The organism is Citrobacter sp. Cu231 (assembly GCF_030332265.1).
GTDB lineage: Bacteria > Pseudomonadota > Gammaproteobacteria > Enterobacterales > Enterobacteriaceae > Citrobacter > Citrobacter meridianamericanus.
The window spans coordinates 85,079-106,679 of record NZ_JAOWIE010000041.1 but is presented as its reverse complement, the minus strand read 5'-3'; the positions used below and the strand labels follow the sequence as shown (position 1 = coordinate 106,679).

Annotated in this window: 22 protein-coding genes; 9 read left to right on the top strand and 13 right to left on the bottom strand. The window is 50.6% G+C overall.

The genetic code is table 11. The annotated features are described in order from the left end of the window. Positions 1-9: 9 nt before the first annotated feature. From tsaB to rnd, 4 genes are all read left to right on the top strand, one after another. Positions 10-705: a tRNA (adenosine(37)-N6)-threonylcarbamoyltransferase complex dimerization subunit type 1 TsaB gene (tsaB, locus tag OGY15_RS14935; RefSeq protein WP_040232337.1), complete on the top strand. Its 696-nt coding sequence runs from the start codon at positions 10-12 to the stop codon at positions 703-705. A 94-nt stretch (positions 706-799) separates the two neighbouring features. Beyond that, the gene (locus OGY15_RS14930; protein ID WP_151219453.1) at positions 800-1,384 is read left to right on the top strand and encodes a Slp family lipoprotein; all 585 of its coding nucleotides are present in this window, start codon (positions 800-802) and stop codon (positions 1,382-1,384) included. A gap of 204 nt (positions 1,385-1,588) precedes the next feature. After that, positions 1,589-3,274 (top strand): long-chain-fatty-acid--CoA ligase FadD, encoded by a 1,686-nt coding sequence (gene fadD / locus OGY15_RS14925; RefSeq protein ID WP_210905188.1) that lies wholly within the window; start codon positions 1,589-1,591, stop codon positions 3,272-3,274. Positions 3,275-3,358: 84 nt separating this feature from the next. Continuing rightward, on the top strand, positions 3,359-4,474 hold the full coding sequence (gene rnd, locus OGY15_RS14920; protein ID WP_286540060.1) for a ribonuclease D: 1,116 nt from the start codon (positions 3,359-3,361) through the stop codon (positions 4,472-4,474). A 49-nt stretch (positions 4,475-4,523) separates the two neighbouring features. Here rnd and OGY15_RS14915 read toward each other — a convergent pair whose 3' ends face one another. From OGY15_RS14915 to OGY15_RS14900, 4 genes are all read right to left on the bottom strand, one after another. Beyond that, on the bottom strand, positions 4,524-5,489 hold the full coding sequence (locus OGY15_RS14915; RefSeq protein ID WP_151225562.1) for a PDR/VanB family oxidoreductase: 966 nt from the start codon (positions 5,487-5,489) through the stop codon (positions 4,524-4,526). Positions 5,490-5,559: 70 nt separating this feature from the next. Next, the gene (yeaW, locus tag OGY15_RS14910; protein ID WP_151225561.1) at positions 5,560-6,684 is read right to left on the bottom strand and encodes a carnitine monooxygenase, oxygenase subunit YeaW; all 1,125 of its coding nucleotides are present in this window, start codon (positions 6,682-6,684) and stop codon (positions 5,560-5,562) included. A gap of 44 nt (positions 6,685-6,728) precedes the next feature. Beyond that, entirely contained in the window at positions 6,729-8,330 is a 1,602-nt protein-coding gene (locus OGY15_RS14905; protein WP_286539830.1) for a BCCT family transporter, read from the bottom strand. A 251-nt stretch (positions 8,331-8,581) separates the two neighbouring features. Continuing rightward, the gene (locus OGY15_RS14900) at positions 8,582-9,664 is read right to left on the bottom strand and encodes a tartrate dehydrogenase (RefSeq protein ID WP_151219451.1); all 1,083 of its coding nucleotides are present in this window, start codon (positions 9,662-9,664) and stop codon (positions 8,582-8,584) included. 103 nt (positions 9,665-9,767) lie between these two features. On the opposite strand from OGY15_RS14900, the gene OGY15_RS14895 reads away from it, so the two are divergent. Continuing rightward, the gene (locus OGY15_RS14895; protein ID WP_151225560.1) at positions 9,768-10,685 is read left to right on the top strand and encodes a LysR family transcriptional regulator; all 918 of its coding nucleotides are present in this window, start codon (positions 9,768-9,770) and stop codon (positions 10,683-10,685) included. Between the two features lie 86 nt (positions 10,686-10,771). Here OGY15_RS14895 and minE read toward each other — a convergent pair whose 3' ends face one another. Genes minE through minC form a run of 3 tightly spaced genes read right to left on the bottom strand, consistent with a single transcriptional unit; the run spans position 10,772 to position 12,585 of the window. Beyond that, positions 10,772-11,038: a cell division topological specificity factor MinE gene (gene minE / locus OGY15_RS14890; RefSeq protein WP_001185666.1), complete on the bottom strand. Its 267-nt coding sequence runs from the start codon at positions 11,036-11,038 to the stop codon at positions 10,772-10,774. A gap of 3 nt (positions 11,039-11,041) precedes the next feature. Further along, a complete protein-coding gene (gene minD, locus OGY15_RS14885; RefSeq protein ID WP_003020956.1) occupies positions 11,042-11,854 on the bottom strand; it encodes a septum site-determining protein MinD in 813 nt (270 codons plus the stop codon). A gap of 23 nt (positions 11,855-11,877) precedes the next feature. After that, on the bottom strand, positions 11,878-12,585 hold the full coding sequence (gene minC / locus OGY15_RS14880; protein ID WP_187252302.1) for a septum site-determining protein MinC: 708 nt from the start codon (positions 12,583-12,585) through the stop codon (positions 11,878-11,880). A gap of 126 nt (positions 12,586-12,711) precedes the next feature. On the opposite strand from minC, the gene OGY15_RS14875 reads away from it, so the two are divergent. The 3 genes from OGY15_RS14875 (at position 12,712) to ycgN (ending at position 14,273) form a co-directional block, all read left to right on the top strand. Next, on the top strand, positions 12,712-13,005 hold the full coding sequence (locus tag OGY15_RS14875) for a YcgL domain-containing protein (protein ID WP_151219449.1): 294 nt from the start codon (positions 12,712-12,714) through the stop codon (positions 13,003-13,005). A 69-nt stretch (positions 13,006-13,074) separates the two neighbouring features. After that, a complete protein-coding gene (locus OGY15_RS14870; RefSeq protein WP_151219448.1) occupies positions 13,075-13,734 on the top strand; it encodes a fumarylacetoacetate hydrolase family protein in 660 nt (219 codons plus the stop codon). Between the two features lie 92 nt (positions 13,735-13,826). Then, positions 13,827-14,273, top strand: a complete 447-nt coding sequence (gene ycgN, locus OGY15_RS14865; protein ID WP_151219447.1) for a cysteine cluster protein YcgN — start codon at positions 13,827-13,829, stop codon at positions 14,271-14,273. A 29-nt stretch (positions 14,274-14,302) separates the two neighbouring features. On the opposite strand, the gene OGY15_RS14860 is transcribed toward ycgN, so the two are convergent. Then, complete coding sequence (locus tag OGY15_RS14860; protein WP_151219446.1) at positions 14,303-14,644, bottom strand: TehB family protein; 342 nt, start codon at positions 14,642-14,644, stop codon at positions 14,303-14,305. Positions 14,645-14,828: 184 nt separating this feature from the next. Here OGY15_RS14860 and kch point away from each other — a divergent pair, with 184 nt between their 5' ends. Continuing rightward, entirely contained in the window at positions 14,829-16,001 is a 1,173-nt protein-coding gene (gene kch / locus OGY15_RS14855; protein WP_151225558.1) for a voltage-gated potassium channel protein, read from the top strand. A gap of 142 nt (positions 16,002-16,143) precedes the next feature. Here kch and OGY15_RS14850 read toward each other — a convergent pair whose 3' ends face one another. The 5 genes from OGY15_RS14850 to dsbB all read right to left on the bottom strand — a co-directional run bounded on the left by OGY15_RS14850 (position 16,144) and on the right by dsbB (position 21,468). Continuing rightward, the gene (locus OGY15_RS14850) at positions 16,144-16,857 is read right to left on the bottom strand and encodes an MgtC/SapB family protein (protein WP_286539822.1); all 714 of its coding nucleotides are present in this window, start codon (positions 16,855-16,857) and stop codon (positions 16,144-16,146) included. Positions 16,858-16,920: 63 nt separating this feature from the next. Continuing rightward, a complete protein-coding gene (locus OGY15_RS14845; protein ID WP_151225727.1) occupies positions 16,921-17,904 on the bottom strand; it encodes a nucleoside hydrolase in 984 nt (327 codons plus the stop codon). Between the two features lie 10 nt (positions 17,905-17,914). After that, positions 17,915-18,946, bottom strand: coding sequence for a LacI family DNA-binding transcriptional regulator (locus OGY15_RS14840; RefSeq protein ID WP_286539820.1), 1,032 nt, complete (start codon positions 18,944-18,946; stop codon positions 17,915-17,917). A gap of 106 nt (positions 18,947-19,052) precedes the next feature. Next, entirely contained in the window at positions 19,053-20,447 is a 1,395-nt protein-coding gene (locus tag OGY15_RS14835; protein WP_286539819.1) for an MFS transporter, read from the bottom strand. Positions 20,448-20,937: 490 nt separating this feature from the next. Continuing rightward, positions 20,938-21,468, bottom strand: coding sequence for a disulfide bond formation protein DsbB (gene dsbB / locus OGY15_RS14830; protein WP_151219442.1), 531 nt, complete (start codon positions 21,466-21,468; stop codon positions 20,938-20,940). Between the last annotated feature and the right edge of the window lie 133 nt (positions 21,469-21,601).

Below are 21,601 nucleotides of genomic sequence, written 5' to 3'. Positions count from 1 at the left end.
CAAACACTCATGCGAATTCTGGCTATCGATACCGCCACAGAGGCGTGCTCTGTTGCCCTGTGGAATGACGGTACTATCAAGGCTCATTTCGAGCTTTGCCCACGAGAACACACCCAACGAATTTTACCGATGGTCGAGGAAATCCTGGCCGCTGGCGATCTCACGTTAACCGACATCGACGCCCTGGCGTTTGGTCGCGGTCCCGGTAGTTTCACCGGCGTCCGTATTGGGATTGGCATTGCTCAGGGGCTGGCGTTAGGCGCGAATTTACCGATGATCGGCGTCTCCACTCTTGCGACAATGGCGCAGGGAGCCTGGCGTAAATCGGGTGCTACCCGCGTACTGGCCGCGATAGACGCGCGAATGGGCGAAGTCTACTGGGCCGAATACCAGCGTGATGAGAACGGTAACTGGCACGGTGAAGAAACCGAAGCGGTGTTAACCCCTGAGCAGGTACATGAGCGTTTATTGCAGTTGTCTGGCGAGTGGGTAACGGTTGGAACGGGCTGGCCTGCCTGGCCTGAACTCGGTAAAGACAGTGGTCTGACACTCAGCGACGGTGACGTATTGCTTCCTGCGGCTGAAGATATGCTGCCTGTCGCCACGCAAATGCTGGCTGCCGGTAAGACCGTGGCGGTTGAACATGCTGAACCGGTTTATTTACGTAACACCGTGGCGTGGAAGAAACTTCCCGGAAAAGAATGAATCTTAGTAGTACATCCCCGGTTAATTTTCATCGACGTCAGTGCACAGCATTGTGAACAGGCCGGGGCAGAAGCTAAGAAAAGGGAGTCGTAATATGGCGGTGCAAAAGCAGTTATTGAAAGGTGTGTTGGCGGGCGCGTTAGCGTTAATGCTAAGCGGCTGCGTCACCATCCCGGACGCGATTAAAGGTTCGAGTCCTACGCCGCAGCAGGATCTGGTGCGGGTGATGAATGCGCCGCAGCTGTATGTCGGACAGGAAGCGCGTTTCGGCGGTAAAGTGGTCAATATTCTGAACCAGCAGGGGAAATCCCGTCTGGAAATTGCCACGGTTCCTCTTGATAGCGGGGCGCGCCCAGTGCTGGGTGAAGCCTCACGCGGGCGGATTTATGCTGATGTAAATGGCTTTCTCGACCCGGTGGATTTCCGCGGGCAACTGGTCACCGTCGTGGGGCCGATTAGCGGCACAGTGGACGGAAAAATCGGCAATACCCCGTATAAATTCATGCTGATGCAGGTAACTGGCTATAAACGCTGGCATATTACTCAGCAAATTGTGATGCCGCCTCAGCCGATCGACCCGTGGTTCTACGGTGCGCGTGGCTGGCCTTACGGTGGCTATGGCGGATGGGGATGGTACAATCCCGGTCCGGCACAGGTTCAGACCATAGTAACTGAGTAACTCTTTGTTTTATTAGTAAAAGAAACAGCGGCTCGTCCGCTGTTTCTGCATTAACGTGGATATAAGAAAAATAAATAGTGACGTGCTTCGCAACCTTGTCGTTGTGTAATAAACAAACTGGTACGCTGAGTTAATATTATGTTAACAGTTTGTTTATTGCCTGGGGTTGTGATGACGACGAATACGCATTTTAGAGGTGATGTATTGAAAAAGGTTTGGCTTAACCGTTATCCCGCTGGTGTTCCTGCGGAGATCAATCCTGACCGTTATCAATCCCTGGTGGAACTCTTTGAACACTCAGTAAGACGGTATGCCGATCAGCCCGCGTTTGTAAACATGGGGGAGGTGATGACCTTCCGCAAGCTTGAAGAGCGTAGCCGGGCGTTCGCAGCCTATTTGCAACAAGGCCTCGGGCTGAAAAAGGGCGATCGCGTCGCGCTGATGATGCCGAATCTGCTGCAATATCCGGTCGCACTGTTTGGGATTTTACGTGCTGGCATGATTGTCGTGAACGTGAACCCGCTGTACACGCCTCGCGAGCTGGAACATCAGCTTAACGACAGCGGCGCGGCGGCCATTGTCATCGTCTCTAACTTTGCCCACACGCTGGAAAAGGTGGTCGACAAAACGTCGGTGCAACACGTGATCCTGACGCGCATGGGCGATCAGCTGTCGACCGCTAAAGGGACGCTGGTTAACTTTGTCGTCAAGTATATCAAGCGCCTGGTGCCGAAATATCACCTGCCGGATGCCATTTCGTTTCGCAGTGCGCTACAAAACGGTTATCGCATGCAGTATGTGAAGCCCGAAGTAGTGTCGGAAGATCTGGCGTTCCTACAATACACTGGCGGGACAACTGGCGTGGCGAAAGGTGCGATGCTCACGCATCGCAACATGCTGGCTAACCTTGAGCAGGTTAATGCCACCTATGGTCCGTTGCTGCATCCGGGCAAAGAGCTGGTGGTGACAGCCCTACCGCTGTATCACATTTTTGCGCTGACGATGAACTGCCTGTTATTTATTGAGCTGGGTGGTCAAAACCTGCTGATTACCAACCCGCGCGATATACCCGGACTGGTAAAAGAGCTGGCGAAATATCCGTTCACTGCGATGACCGGCGTCAACACGCTGTTTAACGCACTGCTGAATAACAAAGAGTTCCAGCAACTGGACTTCTCATCACTGCACCTTTCCGCAGGCGGCGGGATGCCAGTTCAACAGGCAGTAGCTGAACGTTGGGTTAAGCTGACGGGGCAGTATCTGCTGGAAGGTTATGGCCTGACGGAGTGTGCTCCGCTGGTGAGCGTCAACCCTCACGATATCGACTACCATAGCGGCAGTATTGGGTTACCAGTTCCTTCCACCGAGGTTAAACTGGTGGATGACGACGACAACGAAGTGCCGCCGGGAGAGCCTGGCGAACTGTGCGTGAAAGGTCCGCAGGTGATGCTGGGGTACTGGCAGCGACCAGACGCCACTGACGAAATCGTCAAAGACGGCTGGCTGCATACCGGCGATATTGCGGTGATGGATGATGAAGGCTTCCTGCGTATTGTCGATCGTAAGAAAGATATGATCCTGGTGTCCGGCTTTAACGTCTATCCGAACGAAATTGAAGACGTGGTGATGCAACATCCTGGTGTGCAGGAAGTGGCTGCCGTTGGCGTTCCATCAGGCAGCAGCGGTGAAGCGGTGAAAATTTTTGTGGTGAAGAAAGACGCCTCGTTAACCGATGACGCGCTGGTCACTTTCTGCCGTCGTCACTTGACGGGCTATAAAGTACCGAAGCTGGTGGAATTTCGCGATGAGTTGCCGAAATCTAACGTCGGTAAAATTTTGCGACGAGAATTACGTGACGAAGCGCGCGCCAAAGTGGACAATAAAGGCTGAGCGTTAAGTCAGCCAGCAGAAAACGCCGGGTAATCCGGCGTTTTTTTTGCCGCAAACCAAAGAGAGCACGATTTGAATTACCAAATGATCACCACGGACGACGCGTTGGACACGCTGTGTGAAGCCGTCCGTGAATTTCCGGCGATAGCCCTGGATACCGAATTTGTTCGCACACGCACCTATTATCCGCAGTTGGGGCTGATCCAACTGTTTGATGGCAAACACGTTGCTCTGATTGACCCTCAGGGGATCACCGACTGGTCGCCGCTGCGCGATATTCTGCGTGATACCGCCATCACCAAATTCCTGCATGCCGGCAGTGAAGACCTGGAAGTGTTTCTCAACGCTTTCGGCGAACTTCCTCAGCCGTTGATTGATACACAAATCCTCGCCGCTTTTTGCGGTCGTCCGCTGTCGTGGGGCTTCGCCTCAATGGTGGAAGAGTTTACGGGCGTGGCGCTCGACAAAAGCGAATCCCGTACCGACTGGCTGGCCAGACCATTGACCGAGCGTCAGTGCGAATACGCGGCAGCTGACGTCTGGTATCTGTTACCGATCACCACCACGCTGATGGCTGAAACCGAAGCCAGCGGCTGGCTGCCAGCCGCGCTGGATGAATGTCGCTTAATGCAGCAGCGTCGCCAGGAGATTCTGGCGCCTGAAGACGCCTGGCGCGACATCACCAACGCGTGGCAATTGCGCACCCGTCAGCTGGCCTGTCTGCAACTGCTTGCCGACTGGCGGCTGCGTAAAGCGCGCGAGCGCGATTTGGCGGTAAACTTCGTGGTGCGTGAAGAGCATCTGTGGGCGGTGGCCCGTTATATGCCGGGCAGTCTGGGCGAACTGGATAGTCTGGGGCTTTCCGGGAGCGAAATTCGCTTCCACGGCAAGACGCTGATCTCCATGGTCGAAAAAGCTCAGGCCTTACCGGAAGAGTCGCTGCCGGAGCCACTGCTGAATTTGATGGATATGCCTGGCTATCGCAAGGCGTTCAAAGCCATTAAGGCGCTGGTTGCTGAAGTGAGTGCGGAACATAATCTTAGCGTCGAGCTGCTTGCTTCGCGTCGCCAGATTAACCAGTTGCTCAACTGGCACTGGAAATTAAAGCCGCAGCAGTCTCTTCCGGAATTGATTTCCGGTTGGCGTGGCGAACTGATGTCCGATCGTCTTAACGCGCTGCTGCAGGAATATCCGCAGTAAGTTACCAGACTTGCCGGGTCGCGCCATGGTTGACCCGGCCTGCATAACGCTACAAATCCAGCACCAGGCGTTTACCTTTCGCGCGCGAACAGCAGATGAGCATACTTTGCTGGCTGGCTTTTTCGTCGTCGCTGAAATATTGATCGCGGTGATCGGCTTCCCCTTCTAGAATCGTTGTTTCACATGTGCCGCAAACGCCTTCCCGGCACAGGCACTCCACGCGTGCGGCTTTGTTATGTTCGATAACTTGCAAAATGGTCATCTCTTCCGGGACCACAAATTCGCGCCCGGAACGCGCCAGAACCAGGGTGAAGGCGTCACCGCTTTTGTCTTCCGCGGCGAATTGTTCAAAATGTAGCGTATTGTTGTCCACCCCGAAGCGGGAAGCGGCTTCTCTGACGGCATCGTTGAGAACCGCAGGGCCACAGGTGTAGATATGCGTGCCGGGTTCAACATCGGCCAGCAGACGCGCTAAATCAAGACGTGTACCTGCGCTTGACAAGTGCAGATGAATGCGTGCGGCACTCGGGTGCTGCACGAGTTCGTCATGAAACGCGCAGTTATCCCGGCCAGGAGAACAATAGTGCAATTGCCATTGCGCCTGAGCATGCTCAAGCTCCGGGATCTGCGATAAAAACGGTGTGATCCCAATGCCTCCGGCAATCAACAGATGTTTTTGTGCCTGAGGGGCGAGGGCGAAGAGATTGTTTGGTGTGGAGATCGTGAGCGTATCGCCGGGTTTCACGTTTTGATGCAGATAGCGTGAGCCGCCTTTGGACGCCTCCTCCAGCCTTACGGCGATTTGATAAGCGCGCGTATCGCGTGGCGAACTTATCAACGAGTACGCATTGCTGTACAGGTTATCGCCATCTTGCATTTGCACAATAATATGGCTGCCTCCCGTAAACGCAGGCAATGGTTCATCTGAGGTCGCCGTTAAGGTGAAGCGCTTTACCTGCGCGGTAATTGTCTCAATCCGGCTAACGCGGACGTCTCGCATTTGATACTCTGACATTGCGGCACTCCCTAAAAAATCCGTCCGGCGCGGAGCAACGATGCGCCGGAACCTGTCGTTACAGCCCTGGTTATTCCTGAAACACCTGGGCAACCAGATTATGGAAATGGGCAATGCCATGTTCGGAGATACCGCTGCCGCTGGTGTCCGCCATAATGCGTCCCTGACCGCGATAACCCCGCGATTTCAACCCTTTTTGTACGCTTTCAACCAGACGCAAATCTTCCGGGCGAAAGACATTGCGATACCATTCGATCAGTTGTTTCTGTTCCTCGGTCAGCTCTTCGTTGGTGAAGTAGATGTCATAGTTTTGCAGCGTCGTTTCCGCATCCACCGGGAATTCGTAGATCACGGTCATCATACCTTTGATTGGCGTGACGTTGAGCATAGTGCAAGGCCACAGCCAGAAACCGTGGAAGGCGGCATCAACACCTTCTTCGAACTTGAATGACTGCTCCGAAGGTTTGGCGAAACCATATTGCAGCGTCCAGTTGCCGTGCATGGTGTGCCAGTAACGGTCAACCTGAACCGAGTCGGAAAAACCAGGGTGAGCAGGGCCGCAGTGGTAGCACTCCAGATAGTTATCGACAATATTCTTCCAGTTGGCCGGAGTTCGGGTCGTAAAGCGTGCAGCCAGTTTCAGATCGTGTACGTCAGGGCAGGCTTCGATAACTTTGTCTGCAAGACCTGGGAGTTGTTCTTCCACGCTGCCCGCGTTCGGGTCCATATTGATAAATACGAATCCGGCATATTCTTCCAGACGTACCGGGGTGAGGTGCGCTTTCTCGCTGTCGAAGTTGGCGACGTTTTCGCAGTTACGCGCGTGCGCCAGATTGCCGTCAAGTTTGAACGCCCAGGCGTGGTAAGGGCAGGTAATCACATTTTTCGCTTTGCCTTCGCCGCTTAATAACTGGTGACCACGATGCGGGCAGACGTTGTAGAATGCGCGCAGTACGTTGTCGCGCCCACGTACCAGCACGATGTTCTCACCAATGACTTCGCGGGTTACATAGTCATTAGGTTTCGCCAGTTCGCTACTGTGGGCGACGCAAATCCAGCTTTTAGCAAACACCTTTTCTTGTTCGTGCTCGAAAGCCTGATGGTCGGTATAGAACCGGGCCGGGATAGTCCATGCGTCCTGTGGGTTGGCACAGAAATTTTGCGGCAGAATAAACTCAGGGTTCAGATTGCTCATTGGAATACCTTTAATTTGTGAGTAAGAGGATTTTGTACTGGCGCTTAATTGTCGCCTTTGAGTAGTGTCCCGGCCGGTGGCGCGACGGGGAGGGTAACGGGTACTTCAGGAAGATGACTTTCAATTTGATGTGCAGGAATATGGGCATAGTCCTGCCGTACCCAGCGAAGAAAACCGCCAACTTTCACCAACAGGATGGCGAGGAAGGGAAGCGCAGTCAGAACCACCGTGGTCTTCATGGTTTCCAGGGACGCACTGGTGAATAGAATCGATAACGGAATCAGCGTGATGACCACACACCAGAACAAACGTAAGCTACGGTCTGGATCGTCGCCCTCCTGCAGGTTGCGCGTGCTGGTAGCTGCCATGGTATAGGCGACGGCATCCATGTGCGAGGCGAGGAAGATAATCATAATCGCCAGATACGCCACCAGGAACAATTTCCCGGCAGGCAACGACATCAACACTTGCTGTACGGCCGTTTCACCACCCAACGTCGCCATTACCTGCGGCACGTCTATTACGCCGTTTACAAACTGATGAATAGAGTAGCTTTCCATCACACCAAAGAAGAACCAGCAACCGACGGTACTCCCCAGGATTAATGCCCAGATAACCTCTTTAATTTTGCGACCGCGGGACACGCGTGTGACAAACATCGCGACGCCCGGGGTGTAGGAGATCCACCACAGCCAGTAAAATACTGTCCAGTTACGAGTGAATTCACCGTTGCCGAGTGGGTCGGTGAACAGGCTCATCTGCAAAAAGTTTTGTGTCGTCAGTCCAATCGCGTTGATGATGTTGTTGGTGATGAACTCGGTCGGGCCAACAATCAGCACCAACAGCGGCAGTAAAAACGCGCCCCAGCCGACCATTTTGCTCAGACGTTGCAAACCGTTGTTGATGCCAATCCAGGAGCTCAGGCAGAAAATGCCGCCAGAGAACAGGATCACAAACGCCTGCACCGTGAAGTTATCCGGTAAACCCGTCAGGGCTGACAAACCGCGGGTAAAGGTGGCTGCGGTGACGACAAGGGAGATGGTTAATGCGCCAACGGTGGCGATCAGGAACATCAGGTCAACCACACGTCCCCACACGCCCTGCGGATGCACACCCGTGATGGCGGCGATAATTCCCGACAGGCTCAGCCCTTTGTTTTTACGCACATGAAAGTGGTAGGCCATGGTTAATGAGGCCAGCGTGTAGGTCGCCCAGGCGCTGATCCCCCAATGAAAAAAGGAGTAAGGCAGACTGAATTCCAATGCTTTTTGCGAGTGTGGCGCAATATTGAGACCTGGGGTCTGGTAATAATAGGCCCACTCGGCTACGCCCCAGTAGAGCGTGGAGGAGCCTAATCCAGCACAAATAAACATAAACAGCCAGGACAGCGTGCTGTATTCCGCTTTGCCTTCTCCGAGACGAATATTGCCGTATTTGCTGGTGGCCAGCCAGACCACCAACCCCATGGCCATGAGAACGAGGATTTGTACGGCGGAACCCAGCATTCGGGTCACGCCGTTAAAAATGGTATTTGCAACTTGCGCAGACTGCTGAGGGAAGAGACTAAGTGTGGCGGCGATAAAAAGAATAGCCACCAGGCTGATGGCTATCAGCGGCACGTCTTTTTTCTTTACGTTGCTCAACATGGGATCTCCTGGGCACGGTTGCCCGCGTTTGGCATTAGCCTGTCGTTGTTATCATGCTGTAGGGAATTAGCGACCTTGTATTTAACAATTTAATTATTTGTTCTTTACATGAATTAAACAATTGCCCAATGCGTGAAGCAATAAAACACGGAACGGAAATAATAAAAGGTGAATTGACGCAGGTTATTGGCTTCGTAAAAAGCATAAAAAAACCGCGTCAGTGACGCGGCTCATATTTCGTGGTTTGACCTCTAACGCAGTGCCCGACAGATGGCCTCAGCAACCTGTTGTGTGGTGGCGCTGCCTTTCATATCCGGCGTTTTTGGGCCGCTGGCGATGACCTGCTCAATCGCCGCCAGAATGCCGTCGTGGGCGGCTTTATAGTTGGCATCACCGTTGCCAAGGAAGTCCAGCATCATGGCACCAGCCCAGATAGTGGCAATAGGATTGGCAATGTTTTTGCCGTAAATATCGGGGGCTGAACCGTGTACCGGCTCGAACAGGGAGGGGAAGGTGCGCTCCGGGTTTAAGTTGGCAGAAGGCGCAATACCAATCGTTCCGGTACAGGCCGGACCGAGATCGGAAAGGATATCGCCAAACAGGTTGGAGGCGACCACAACATCAAAACGCTCTGGCTGCATCACAAAGCGAGCGCACAGTATATCGATATGCTGTTTATCCCAGCGGATCTCGGGATAGTTAGCCGCCATGGCTTCAACGCGCTCGTCCCAGTATGGCATGCTGATAGCCAGGCCATTGGATTTGGTCGCCGAGGTCAGGGTCTTACGCGGGCGGTTTTGCGCCAGCTCGAAAGCGTAACGCAATATACGATCCACGCCACGACGAGTGAAGACCGATTCCTGAATAACCATCTCGTGTTCGGTACCTTCGCTCACGCGTCCACCGAGCGAAGAGTATTCTCCCTCGGTGTTCTCGCGTACCACGTAAAAATCAATGTCGCCAGGCTGCTTACCTGCCAGCGGGCAAGGGACGCCCGGAAACAGACGCACCGGACGCAGGTTGACGTATTGGTCGAATTCGCGTCGAAACTTAAGCAACGATCCCCATAATGAGATGTGATCCGGGACAGTGTCCGGCCAGCCAACGGCGCCAAAATAGATAGCATCAAAGGATTGTAGTTGCTCATGCCAGTCATCGGGCATCATCTTTCCATGATGGGTATAGTACTCGCAGCTAGCCCATTCCATTTGCTCAAAGCTGAGCGACAAACCCCAGCGCTCGGCGGCTGCTTGTAACACATGAATGCCTTCAGGCAGGACTTCTTTACCAATGCCATCTCCGGGGATAGCGGCAATACGACAGGTTTTCTTCATAGCAGCTCTCACTTGTACGCCATCAAAATTGACTTTCCCCTTATCCTATAATTGACTGATTAATAGTTAATCCCCCTAACTGGTGAAACATAAAACACAGATCATGAATAATCTGCCGCTGCTAAATGATTTACGCGTCTTTATGCTGGTTGCTCGTCGAGCAGGATTTGCCGCCGTTGCCGAAGAGCTGGGCGTATCACCTGCCTTTATCAGTAAGCGAGTTGCTCTATTGGAGCAGACGCTGAATGTAGTGCTGCTGCACCGGACTACTCGGCGCGTAACCATCACGGAAGAGGGGGAGCGGATCTACGAATGGGCTCAGCGGATCCTGCAGGACGTTGATCAGATGATGGATGAACTGTCTGATGCCAGGCAGATCCCACAGGGAATGTTACGAATTATCAGTAGCTTTGGTTTTGGCCGCCGGGTGGTGGCTCCGGCGCTGTCTGCGCTGGCAAAAGAGTACCCGCAGTTAGAACTGAGGTTCGATGTTGAAGACCGCCTGGTGGATATGGTGAATGAGGGGGTCGATCTTGATATTCGTATCGGTGATGATATCGCGCCGAACCTGATTGCCCGCAAACTGGCGACTAACTACCGTATTTTGTGCGCCTCGCCAGAGTTTGTGGCACAGCATGGGACGCCGAAACAACTAACCGATCTCGCCACTTTTCCCTGTCTGGTCATTAAAGAGCGCGACCATCCGTTTGGTATCTGGCAAATGCGTAATAAAGAGGGCGCTCACTCCATTAAGGTGACAGGGCCTCTGTCGTCTAACCATGGTGAAGTGGTACATCAGTGGTGTCTTGATGGTCAGGGAATTGCTTTACGTTCCTGGTGGGATGTTTGTGACAATATAGCCAGCGGACATCTGGTGCATATATTGCCAGAGTATTATCAACCCGCCAATATTTGGGCAGTTTATGTTTCTCGGCTGGCGACATCGGCAAAAATCCGTATTACCGTTGAATATTTGCGCCGCTATTTTTCCGAAAACTACCCAAAGTTTACGTTGGAATAAATGCGCAACATGTTGGCAAGAAACTGAAAATAAAAAGGCAGAATAATCTGCCTTTTTTGCAACCATGACTGTACTGAGCAAAGCGGTTATTTAGACTCTTCGGCTTCAGGTAATGTCACGTTAAGTTCGAGGATAGAAATATCGCCGTCTTTTTGCTCAAGCTGTACCGTGACCATTTCAGGATCAATTTGTACATACTTGCAGATAACCTCGAGAATATCTTTCCTCAGTTGCGGTAAATAATGTGGCTCGGCGTCACTACGACGACGTTCCGCAACAATAATCTGCAGTCGCTCTTTAGCGATGTTCGCTGTGCTCTTTTTCCGCGAGAGAAAAAAATCCAGTAATGCCATAACTTATCCTCCGAACAGGCGTTTGAGGAAACCTTTCTTCTCTTCTTCAATGAAGCGGAAAGGACGTTCTTCTCCCAACAGACGGTCTACGGTATCAGCATAGGCTTTACCGGCATCAGCATTGATGTCGAGAATAACCGGCTCACCCTGGTTAGACGCGCGCAGGACTGACTGATCTTCAGGAATCACGCCAACCAACTTGATTCGCAGAATTTCCAGTACGTCTTCCATGCTCAGCATGTCACCTTTATTTACGCGCCCAGGGTTGTAGCGCGTCAGCAACAAATGCTCTTTAATCGGATCTTCACCGTTTTCCGCACGACGAGATTTCGACGCCAGAATACCCAGAATACGGTCAGAGTCACGTACAGAGGAGACTTCCGGGTTAGTGGTGATAATCGCTTCATCGGCAAAATACAGGGCCATCAGCGCACCGGTTTCAATACCCGCCGGGGAGTCGCAGACGATGAAGTCAAATTCCATCGTTTTCAGGTCGTCCAGAACTTTCGCGACGCCTTCACGCGTCAGCGCGTCTTTATCACGAGTCTGTGAGGCCGGAAGAATAAAGAGATTTTCGGTACGCTTATCTTTGATTAACGCCTGATTTAACGACGCATCGCCCTGAATAACGTTGACGAAGTCGTAAACGACGCGGCGTTCACAACCCATAATCAGATCGAGGTTACGCAGGCCGATATCAAAATCAATAACGACAGTTTTCTTTCCCTTCTGGGCCAAACCTGTAGCGATGGCCGCGCTGGAGGTGGTTTTGCCAACGCCCCCTTTACCCGAAGTAACAACAATAATGCGTGCCATAGAAATTCCTTGTTAAAAAGGGATCAATTCAACGGTTGAACTGTCAAAGCGTTTTCTGCTAATTGCAGACGTGCCGCTTTGCCATAAAATTCTGCTGGGATTTTATCACTCAGCCAATAAACACCTGCGATAGACACCAGTTCTGCCGTCAGATGGGTACAAAAAATTTGTGCTTCCCGATCGCCGCTTGCACCTGCCAGCGCACGGCCTCTCATCATGCCATAAACATGAATATTGCCATCAGCGATAAGCTCTGCGCCCGCACTGACGTGGCTTGTAACAATCAGATCACATTGTGGAGCATAAATGCGCTGACCGGAACGAACCGGCACATTTATTAATCGTGTTTTTGTGATGGGAGTAACGTTTTGCGGCGCTGCGACGGGGGGCGAAGCCTCAATGGGAGCTGAACGAATCGCTTTTTCTTTACCTTCAGTCAGTAAAGGAAGACCCATTTCGTCGATTTCAGCTTTGAGTCTGGCGTCTTTGCATCCGCTAACGCCGATAATGCGCAATCCGGTAGACGCGACAACTTTCTGCAGCGCTGGCCAGTTTACCGGGCTTTCAAGACCACTCACGTTAACTACGACGGGAGCATGTTTTAAAAAAGCCGGTGCCTGCGCGATTTTGTCTTCCAACGCCTGACGAATAACCTCGGGTTCTGCTTCATGTAAATGAACCACTGATAAGGTGAAGCTACTGCCTTTAAGCTCGATTGGCGTGTTTGACATCCTGGCCTTACTCAATTTGCTATTTATCATCCCCAGCGCGGGGTGATATTCCGAAGACTATAAGGCATGTTATAGTCAGTATTATATTGAGGCAAGCCACCATTCCGTGAATTCAGAGTAAAAGATATGTTTTGTGTGATCTACCGAAGCAGCAAACGTGACCAGACCTATTTATATGTCGAAAAAAAAGACGATTTTTCACGCGTTCCTGAAGAACTGATGAAAGGATTTGGTCAACCGACGCTGGCAATGATGTTGCCGCTTGATGGCCGTAAAAAACTGGTTAATGCCGATCTTGAAAAAGTAAAACAGGCCTTAACCGAGCAGGGCTATTATTTACAAATACCACCGCCGCCAGAAGATTTACTCAAACAGCATCTGGCCACGGCAAAACAAAATATACCAGACGCTAAAGGCTAAACTGCATCCGGCAGCAGCACGTTCCATCGATGCAGTACCTGAAATCTATGACTACGTTAGGGGAAAGTAATGTATCAACATCACAACTGGCATGGTGCTCTGCTGGATTATCCGGTGAGTAAGGTGGTTTGCGTGGGCAGTAACTATGCCAAACACATCCAGGAAATGGGCAGTGCGACGCCGGAAGAACCGGTTCTGTTTATTAAACCGGAAACCGCGCTGTGTGATTTACGCCAGCCGCTGGTGATCCCATCCGATATGGGGGCGGTTCACCATGAGGTTGAGCTGGCCGTACTGATTGGCGCGACCTTGCGTCAGGCGACCGAAGAACATGTGCGTAAAGCCATCGCTGGCTATGGCGTAGCGCTGGATCTGACTCTGCGCGATATTCAGGGGAAAATGAAGAAAGCGGGGCAGCCGTGGGAAAAAGCGAAAGGTTTTGATAACTCTTGTCCGCTGTCGGGGTTTATTCCGGTGGCGGAGTTTAACGGCGATCCGCAGGATACGATGCTCGGGTTGACGGTAAACGGCGAACAGCGCCAGCATGGCTCCACGGCGGAGATGATCCATCACATCGTTCCTTTGATTGCCTATATGAGCCGTTTCTTTACTCTCAAAGCGGGCGATGTTGTGCTTACGGGAACGCCAGCAGGTGTCGGGCCGCTGCATAATGGCGACGAACTGGAAGTCAATTTCAACGGTTATACGTTATCCACCCGCGTACTGTAAATCCTCATTGCCGCCTTTTCGGGCGGCAAAACTTGCATCAGCGTGCCAGACTGGTTATAAGGTGCAACCTGATTTTTGATGTGGACATCCCGATGAGCGAATTACCTTTCTGGCAAAGTAAAACCCTTGATGAAATGACCGACGCCGAATGGGAGTCGTTGTGCGACGGCTGCGGACAGTGCTGTTTGCACAAGTTGATGGATGAAGACACCGATGAAATTTACTTCACCAACGTTGCCTGTAAGCAGCTCAATATCAAAACTTGCCAGTGCCGTAACTATGAGCGTCGCTTCGAGTATGAACCTGATTGCATCAAACTCACGCGTGATAATCTGCCCACTTTTGAATGGTTGCCGATGACTTGCGCTTATCGTCTGCTCGCTGAAGGAAAAGGGCTGCCGGAGTGGCATCCGCTGCTGACGGGTTCAAAAGCGGCGATGCACGGTGAACGTATTTCAGTCCGTCATATAGCGGTGAAAGAATCGGAAGTGCGTGACTGGCAGGATCATATCCTGAACAAACCATCATGGGCGGACTAAGCCGCCTATCGACTAACCGGCGTTGAGGGTTAAGACTTTTTCGCCTGATACATCTCATCGGAGTGGTTATCATCTTCCACCCAGAAGTTAATGTTGAATTGCGCATCGTCGCTTAATTCAACGCGATGCCAGTACTGCGGTGGACTGGTCGCAAATTGACCGGCATTAATCACCACTTTCACTTCAGGCACTTTTGCGTCTTCATTAGCAAAGCCATAATACGTTACCGTACCTTCCATCACGCAGAGCTGTCCAAAGACGCCCTCTGCGGTGTTGTGGTGAGACAACAGTGCTGCCGGGACGTTATCTTTGGTGAAGAAGGGAGTAGAGCGTTTTACTTTCCAGTTTGCCGGGATGCGTAAATGGGACATAAGACATCTCCTTAATGTGGCATCTATAAGATGCATTAAATATACATCTTATAGATGCCAGCAAGCAATGTCCAAGCGCAGTTTTTCATTGCATAGGCGGTTAGAAAAAGGAGCTTGTGCTTGAGATGAAGGTCTGGTTGGCATACCCTCCATTCTCATTTTTGAGGTTTTCTGGAGATTTTCGATGAAAACACTTTCTACCAGACTCAAATTTTTGTCTGTTTTCCTTACACCCAACTTGTGGCTTGCGACGCTGACGCTGTTTATTGGCAGCGTATTTCTCAGGCCACTCTTGACTCAGGTCTGGCATTTTTTGTTGCAGTCCACCGGACAGTTTTCTGGCTGGAAAGAGATTATCTCCACATTAGGGTTGTTAACGCTACCGCAGGTGATGCTTGGCATTGCGATAGTGCTCATGAGTATCGGACTTTTTTTGCGTGCCAGAGTGGCATGGACGTTTACAATAATTCTTCTTATTGCCATAAGTCTTTTCAGCTTTTTAATGCCGAACAGTTCTTATCATATTGGGTTGCTGTCGGTAGTGGACTGTCTTTTTCTAATTTGGTTCTGGCGTGTTTTTAACCAGTCCAGCCTGGCTGCTGGAACACTGTTCGCGTTAGTGAGCTTCGTTTCGCTACTGCTTTATGCACTTTGTGGGTCACTCTATTTAGGAGAGGAGTTCAGGCCAGTAATAAGTGAGTTATCTGATGCGCTGTATTTTTCAACAGTAAGCATGTCCACTGTGGGTTATGGAGATATTGTTCCGGTAACATCGACTGCCCGACTATTTACAGTATCGATCATTATTCTCGGCATCACCGTCTTCGCGACTTCGATCAGTGCTATAATCGGTCCAATGCTCGGAGGGAACCTCCGGCGTATGATTAAAGGAAGAATTTCACACGTGATGCGTAAAAACCATATCATTATTATTGGCACTACCCCGCTTGCTGTCAGTGTTTATCATGGGCTTTGCGAACAAAATGAGAAGGTCACCGTAATAGTGCCTCCGGGCATTCCTCATAACTATCCAGAAAATGCTGACGTGATTGTTGGTGATCCATCTGATAATAAAGCGCTCAATAGTGCTGAAGCCGATAAGGCACGCTATATACTGGTTTTGCGCGATGATGACTCAGACAATGCTTTTATTGTGCTGGCGGCTAAAGAACTGGTCGGTAGTACAACAAAAATAATTGCTCTGGTGAATTCTGATGCGAACCTCAGCAAAATGAAACGAGTTCAGCCTGATATTATTTTTTCTTTACAAACACTTGCAAGAGAAATGCTGTTGCGGAAATTGAATGGTGAAAAAACAGACAACGCGAATCTTATGGATTTGCTTTTTCAGGAGTGAATATCTGCTACAAAAGCCAGGGCGCTTCCCTTCGTCGCGTTGTTTACTGTCAATCAGGGGGTAATTTTACTCGTTTTCCAGCCGGGTAACTTTTGATACCGCCTTTAACTTTAATCTGGTTTCTCGACCCTGTACAAAATAATTAGTGCTCCAGCGCGATAGCATAAACATGATCAATGGCAGACAGATTGCCGTAAAGTTCAGGTAAAGTTATTTTATTCCTGATTATCACCTTAAGATTAACTTCGATTTTCCTCTTTTTTAGATCGCGAATAGTGATGTTCTCAATAACATTTTTTTGCTGATGAATACTGTCAATCAGCATTTGTAGCCCCGATTTATCATCCAGGACAATTCGAATTTTAACTTTACCTGGTGACTGGTTTCGGGTTTGTAAAAAGATGACGAAATAGCTAAGTTTTATTGCCAGAAGGAATAATCCTGTTGCAAGTATGGCATGGAGATAAAAGCCAGCCCCACATGTAATTCCTATACCAGCAGAAGCCCAAACGATTGCTGCTGTCGTCAATCCGGATATCGCATCATCATGGCGATGCAGGATAACTCCTGCTCCCAGAAAGCCTACACCACTGATGACTTGAGCGGCAAGCCGCATAGGGTCGCTACGTATATTCATCGATATCTCAGCGTAATATTCGGCTGACTGAATCGAAACGATGGTCAGCACACAGCTGGCGACGGATATTATCACGCACGTTTTAAACCCGACTGGCTTCCCTTTTGATTCTCTTTCAAGTCCGAGGACTCCTCCCAGAAAAAAAGCGGCACATATTTTACATAACGTAATTAAAAGGGATTCTCCTTCAGCGGATAAGAGGAGTGCCAACGCATTCATTTTTCCTCCGGAACAATATGAGCTTATATACTGTGCTAATACATTCTTTCCTGTTTCGGCATGCTACACATGATAGCGATGGATATAGTGTTCAATCAGTGAAAGAAGTTTTTGGTTATCAACAGACTGAAGAATTTCTATCATTACTCCTTTGGGCTCAGGTATTCCCACGTCGAGACGTAATGTGTTACGTCCATAGCGACAGGTCATACCGCGGGTCAGTCCTTCAAGCGAGACATCCAGAAAGTCTTCTGTGGTTGTTGCGAGAGAGGAGTCAAGCAGCCAGGCGACTGTCAGCACATCGTGTATCCAGCATCCGGGCAGATTTCGGGTGCGCATAGAATACGTAATCCATGGACGGATAGTTTGCTCCAGATAACGACCCAGAACGTTTTCTGCCGAAGCCAGACGATCTAAATCAGCATGGAGCATCTGCGTTTTTGTTGTGACATCCATAGGAACTAATGTTACTGGCGCTCCGCTGGTCAGCACGGCATGGGCTGCTTCTGGATCCAAACCAAAATTGGTGTCTTTCATATACCCTGGAACGTTAAACACACCGCCCATAATCACAATCTTTTTTACCGCATGAATAAGCTGCGGATAGAGTTGCAGCGCAATAGCCACATTAGTAAGCGGACCCGTTGCAATCAGAGTTATCTCGCCGGGGTTGTGACATATCAGCTCACCGATCGCTTCAGGCGCAATAGGTTTGGCGTGGCGAGATGCCTGAGGAGTGGGAACATCTTCCCAGAGTTGGCGTAAGCCAAAGTGCTCCACACCATGATCGAGCTTTTCTCTCCATGGCAAAGGATCTTCTCTGAGTGCACGTGAGGCGCCACAATAGACAGGGATTGGGACATCCAGTCTTTTTACGAGGTCTTTGGCTACAGCATATCCAACCTCAACCGGTGTATTTCCGGCTACGGTGGTGATCATTTCCAGAGAGATTTGCGGTGCGGCAATGGCGAGTGCCAGCGCGAGGCCATCATCGATATTGGCACCGGGAATCCCATTACCTGGATCGCAATCGATAATCACACGCATAGATTCACGTTTATCTGGTTTCGGATTGTACTTCATGTCCCTGGCAGCCACACGACTCTCCCACTTGTAAAAAAAACTCAAATTCAATGCGGCGAACTTCTCCATTCCAGTTTTTCAACATATCGATTGCCGCCCGGGCCATTTTGTCTACCGGTTGTCGAACGGCGGTTAGGGAAGGTACGTTGTAAGCCGATTCCTGTGTTGCGTTAAAGCAGACCAAAGCCACATCTTGTGGAACGTGGAGCCCTTGTTCTGCCAGTGCCCGTAAGCACCCAAGCGCTTGCTGCTCATTGGTAGCGAACAGCGCGCGTGGAGGCACTCCTTGTAACATGCGTTTCGTCGCCTCGTAGCCTCCGACACGGGTATAGTTAGTCGAAAAGATCCAGGAGGGATTGACAGAGAGCGAGGATTCCTCCAATGCTAACTGCCATCCTTTGATACGATCCTGCGTGTTCAACATTTCACGTGGACCACAAATTATGCCAATGTCACGGTAACCGTGATCAATAAGATGTTGTGTGACCTGTCTGGCTGCTAGCTGTTCATCTACCTGAATCACACTCACATTCAGACTGGGATCTACACGATCCAACATGACACAAGGCGTACCGCTATCCTGAATCAGCTCAATATAGGGATGCCGATCTACACTGGTATAGATAAGTCCATCAACCTGACGATTCAGCATATTATTAATCAATTCTCGTTCACGTCCGCTATTATCACCCGCATCACCAAGCAGAAGCACCTTGCCATCAGCAAATGCCTCATGTTGCAGGGCGTGTGCCATTGAGGCAATAAACGGGTTCGATATGTCAGGAGCAATGAGCCCGTAAGTATGTGTACTGCCTGAAGCGAGGGCTCGCGCTATACCATTGGGTCGATATCCCGTCTTTTTTATGGCCTGCAATACGCGTTGTCGGGTCGCTTCGGCCACCGGACGCGGACCATTATTAATAACGTAGCTCACTACAGCGACAGACGTTCCTGCTTCTTTCGCGACATCGGAGCGGGTTACACGTTGTGAATGTGATTGAGTCATAAGGCACCAACCTGATTTTGTTCAGAGTGTTCGTTTTGCCAGCCAGCATAAGGTGTTATGACCCAAAAATCTTTGGTAAAGAACGCGCATCCCACGCTCTCAGGTCTCAAATCGCATCCTCCGGCAGGTTGAGATCGCGACCGCGCGTTTCCGGAGCGAAGAAAGTCGTCACTAGTCCAATAGCAGCCATGAGCGAAAAATAGAGGGCAATAGGCCACCAGTGGCCGTAAAACGAGAGTAACGCTGAGGCGACGAGTGGGGCCGTACCGCCAGACATAATGGATCCCAGCTCTTTTGCGAAAGCCATTTTGGTATAACGGTTGGTTACACCAAACAGTTCAACTCCCCATGCCGCCTGAACCCCAAAAATTCCCAGGGAAGCGAGTCCCATTCCCGTAATAATTGTTGGGATAACAATCCACGGCTCGCGGGAATCCAGCAACATGAATGCCGGGAATGCATACAGGATAAGCAACAGACAAAACCAACGATAGGTGATACGTCTTCCAAACCGATCAGAAAGCCAACCTGCCAGTGGAATAATGGCAAACCCCAGAATTGAAGCGATAAAAACCGCCAAAGTGGGGACCGATTTATCAACCATCAGCACTTTGGCAACATAGCCAATAATGAATCCTTGTGCCAGGTAGGAGGGACCATTTTCGCCGATACGCAATCCGACCATAGTCCAGAACGCACGGGTGCGTTGCCAGAAACTACGTGTGTCGTGCTGCTGCATCTCCTCACCTTTACGAAGCGCATTCTCTCGTTCGGCCTGCAGGAGTGCTTTTTGACGTTCAAATACCGGCGTTTCACGCATATGACGCCGTATAAAGAGGGCGGTGGCGGCGATAAGGAAACTACAAAGAAAAGGAATACGCCACCCCCAACTTAATAAGGTGTCTTTATCCATTTGCAGCACGATGAGCCAAACCAATGAGGCCAACAACGTACTGCTATTTGAACCCAGGGCGATAATCGAAGAGACCAGACCGCGGCGTTTAACAGGGGCATATTCACCGAGCATGACGGTGCCGCCTGACAATTCTGCACCGGCGCCCAGCCCTTGGGAAAATCGTAAAATAACCAGACACACCGGCGCCCAAACGCCAATTTGCGCGTAGCTGGGAATTAAACCGATCAACATGGTTGATACGCCCATTAGCCCGATAGTGATAACCATCACAATTTTTCGGCCATGACGATCGCCGATCCAGCCGAATAACAGCGCGCCGATGGGACGGGCGATAAACCCAACGGAATAGGCTGCGAAGCTGGATAACAGCGCCATAACAGGCGTTGCTTCGGGAAAAAAGATGTCGCCAAATATAATGCCAGCCGCGAGGCCATACAGAGCGAAATCGGCATATTCCATTGTTGTGCCCAGCCAACAAGATAATGCCGCTCGCCAGAATTCGCGGCGTCCTTCAGGTGTTTCCAACCGTTGCTGTGCGGCTTGCTGACCGTCAGTTACGGGTACAGAGGATGAATGCGTGTTCATAAGAACTCCTTGACGTTATCTGCCAATAATTGCGCGCGCTTTAACTTTATCTATTCTACTCGGGTAGATATTGCATTTTTACTGCAGATTAATAGATCTACTCGGGTAGATAAACTAGTAGAAAGATTCCAAATTGAGGGGTAGATCACTTATAACGGAAAATTGTTACAGAAAATTGATCATCGGCATTCGATGCAGCGCGAGTTTTACCGGGCTAGCCGTTGCGGGGGAAAGTTACTCTCAACGACGTATTAGTATGCCGAGCTTAAGCTCTTCGCTTGAATCAGATTGTAAGCCGTTGTTGAACTCGTGCTGACTGATTGCAGCAAACTCATACGAAAGCCATTACGACGACATATTCTCTTAACCGGTAAAAAAAGCTCACAACGGTGACATTGTGAGCTTTCTGTACCTAAGATGGACGTCTTACGGATGTTTTATATTACAGTGCGTTAAACCAACGTTTAACGCTCCCGAATGCGCGTCTCTGTTAGCGACCGAAGAGGTCACGTTTTTTCGGTTTAAACGGCTGCGCTATGACTACCAGCACGGCGACCACCAGGTAGGCGGCGAAGATCCCCAACAGCCACTGCGGCATTTCCAGGGTTAAAAAAGACCACTGGCGTTCAGCACAGTCGCCGGAGGCTAAAAACACTTGCGGAAGCCATTTGTCCAGCGGCAGCCAGCTCGGGAAGCGGGCGGCAAAATCACAGGTCATAAACGGTGAAGGATAAAGCTGAATCATGGTGTGTTCATACGCCAACTGAAACCCGCGCCAGGCGCTGTAAATCCAGATAACCATCGCCACATAGCGCAGCGGCGTTTTTGGCGCGATAGCCCCTACCAGTCCCGCTCCCATTACACCGAATAATGCGCTACGTTCGTAGATACACAACACGCACGGTTTTAGCAGCATGACGTGCTGGAACCAAAGCGCGACGAGCTCCAGCGCAAAGGCGGTTAACGCCAACAATAACCATGCTCCACGACCTCGGGAGCACTGGTTTAAAAATCGCAACATAATCATTTCCCTGCAACATGCGTAGAGACCGCAGTTTAAACCAATTCAACTTATGCGCCACTAGCGGTAATTGAAAATTTGCGTAATCGGATATTTATCATGCAAAAAGTCAAACCGGGCAGTGATTTGCCCG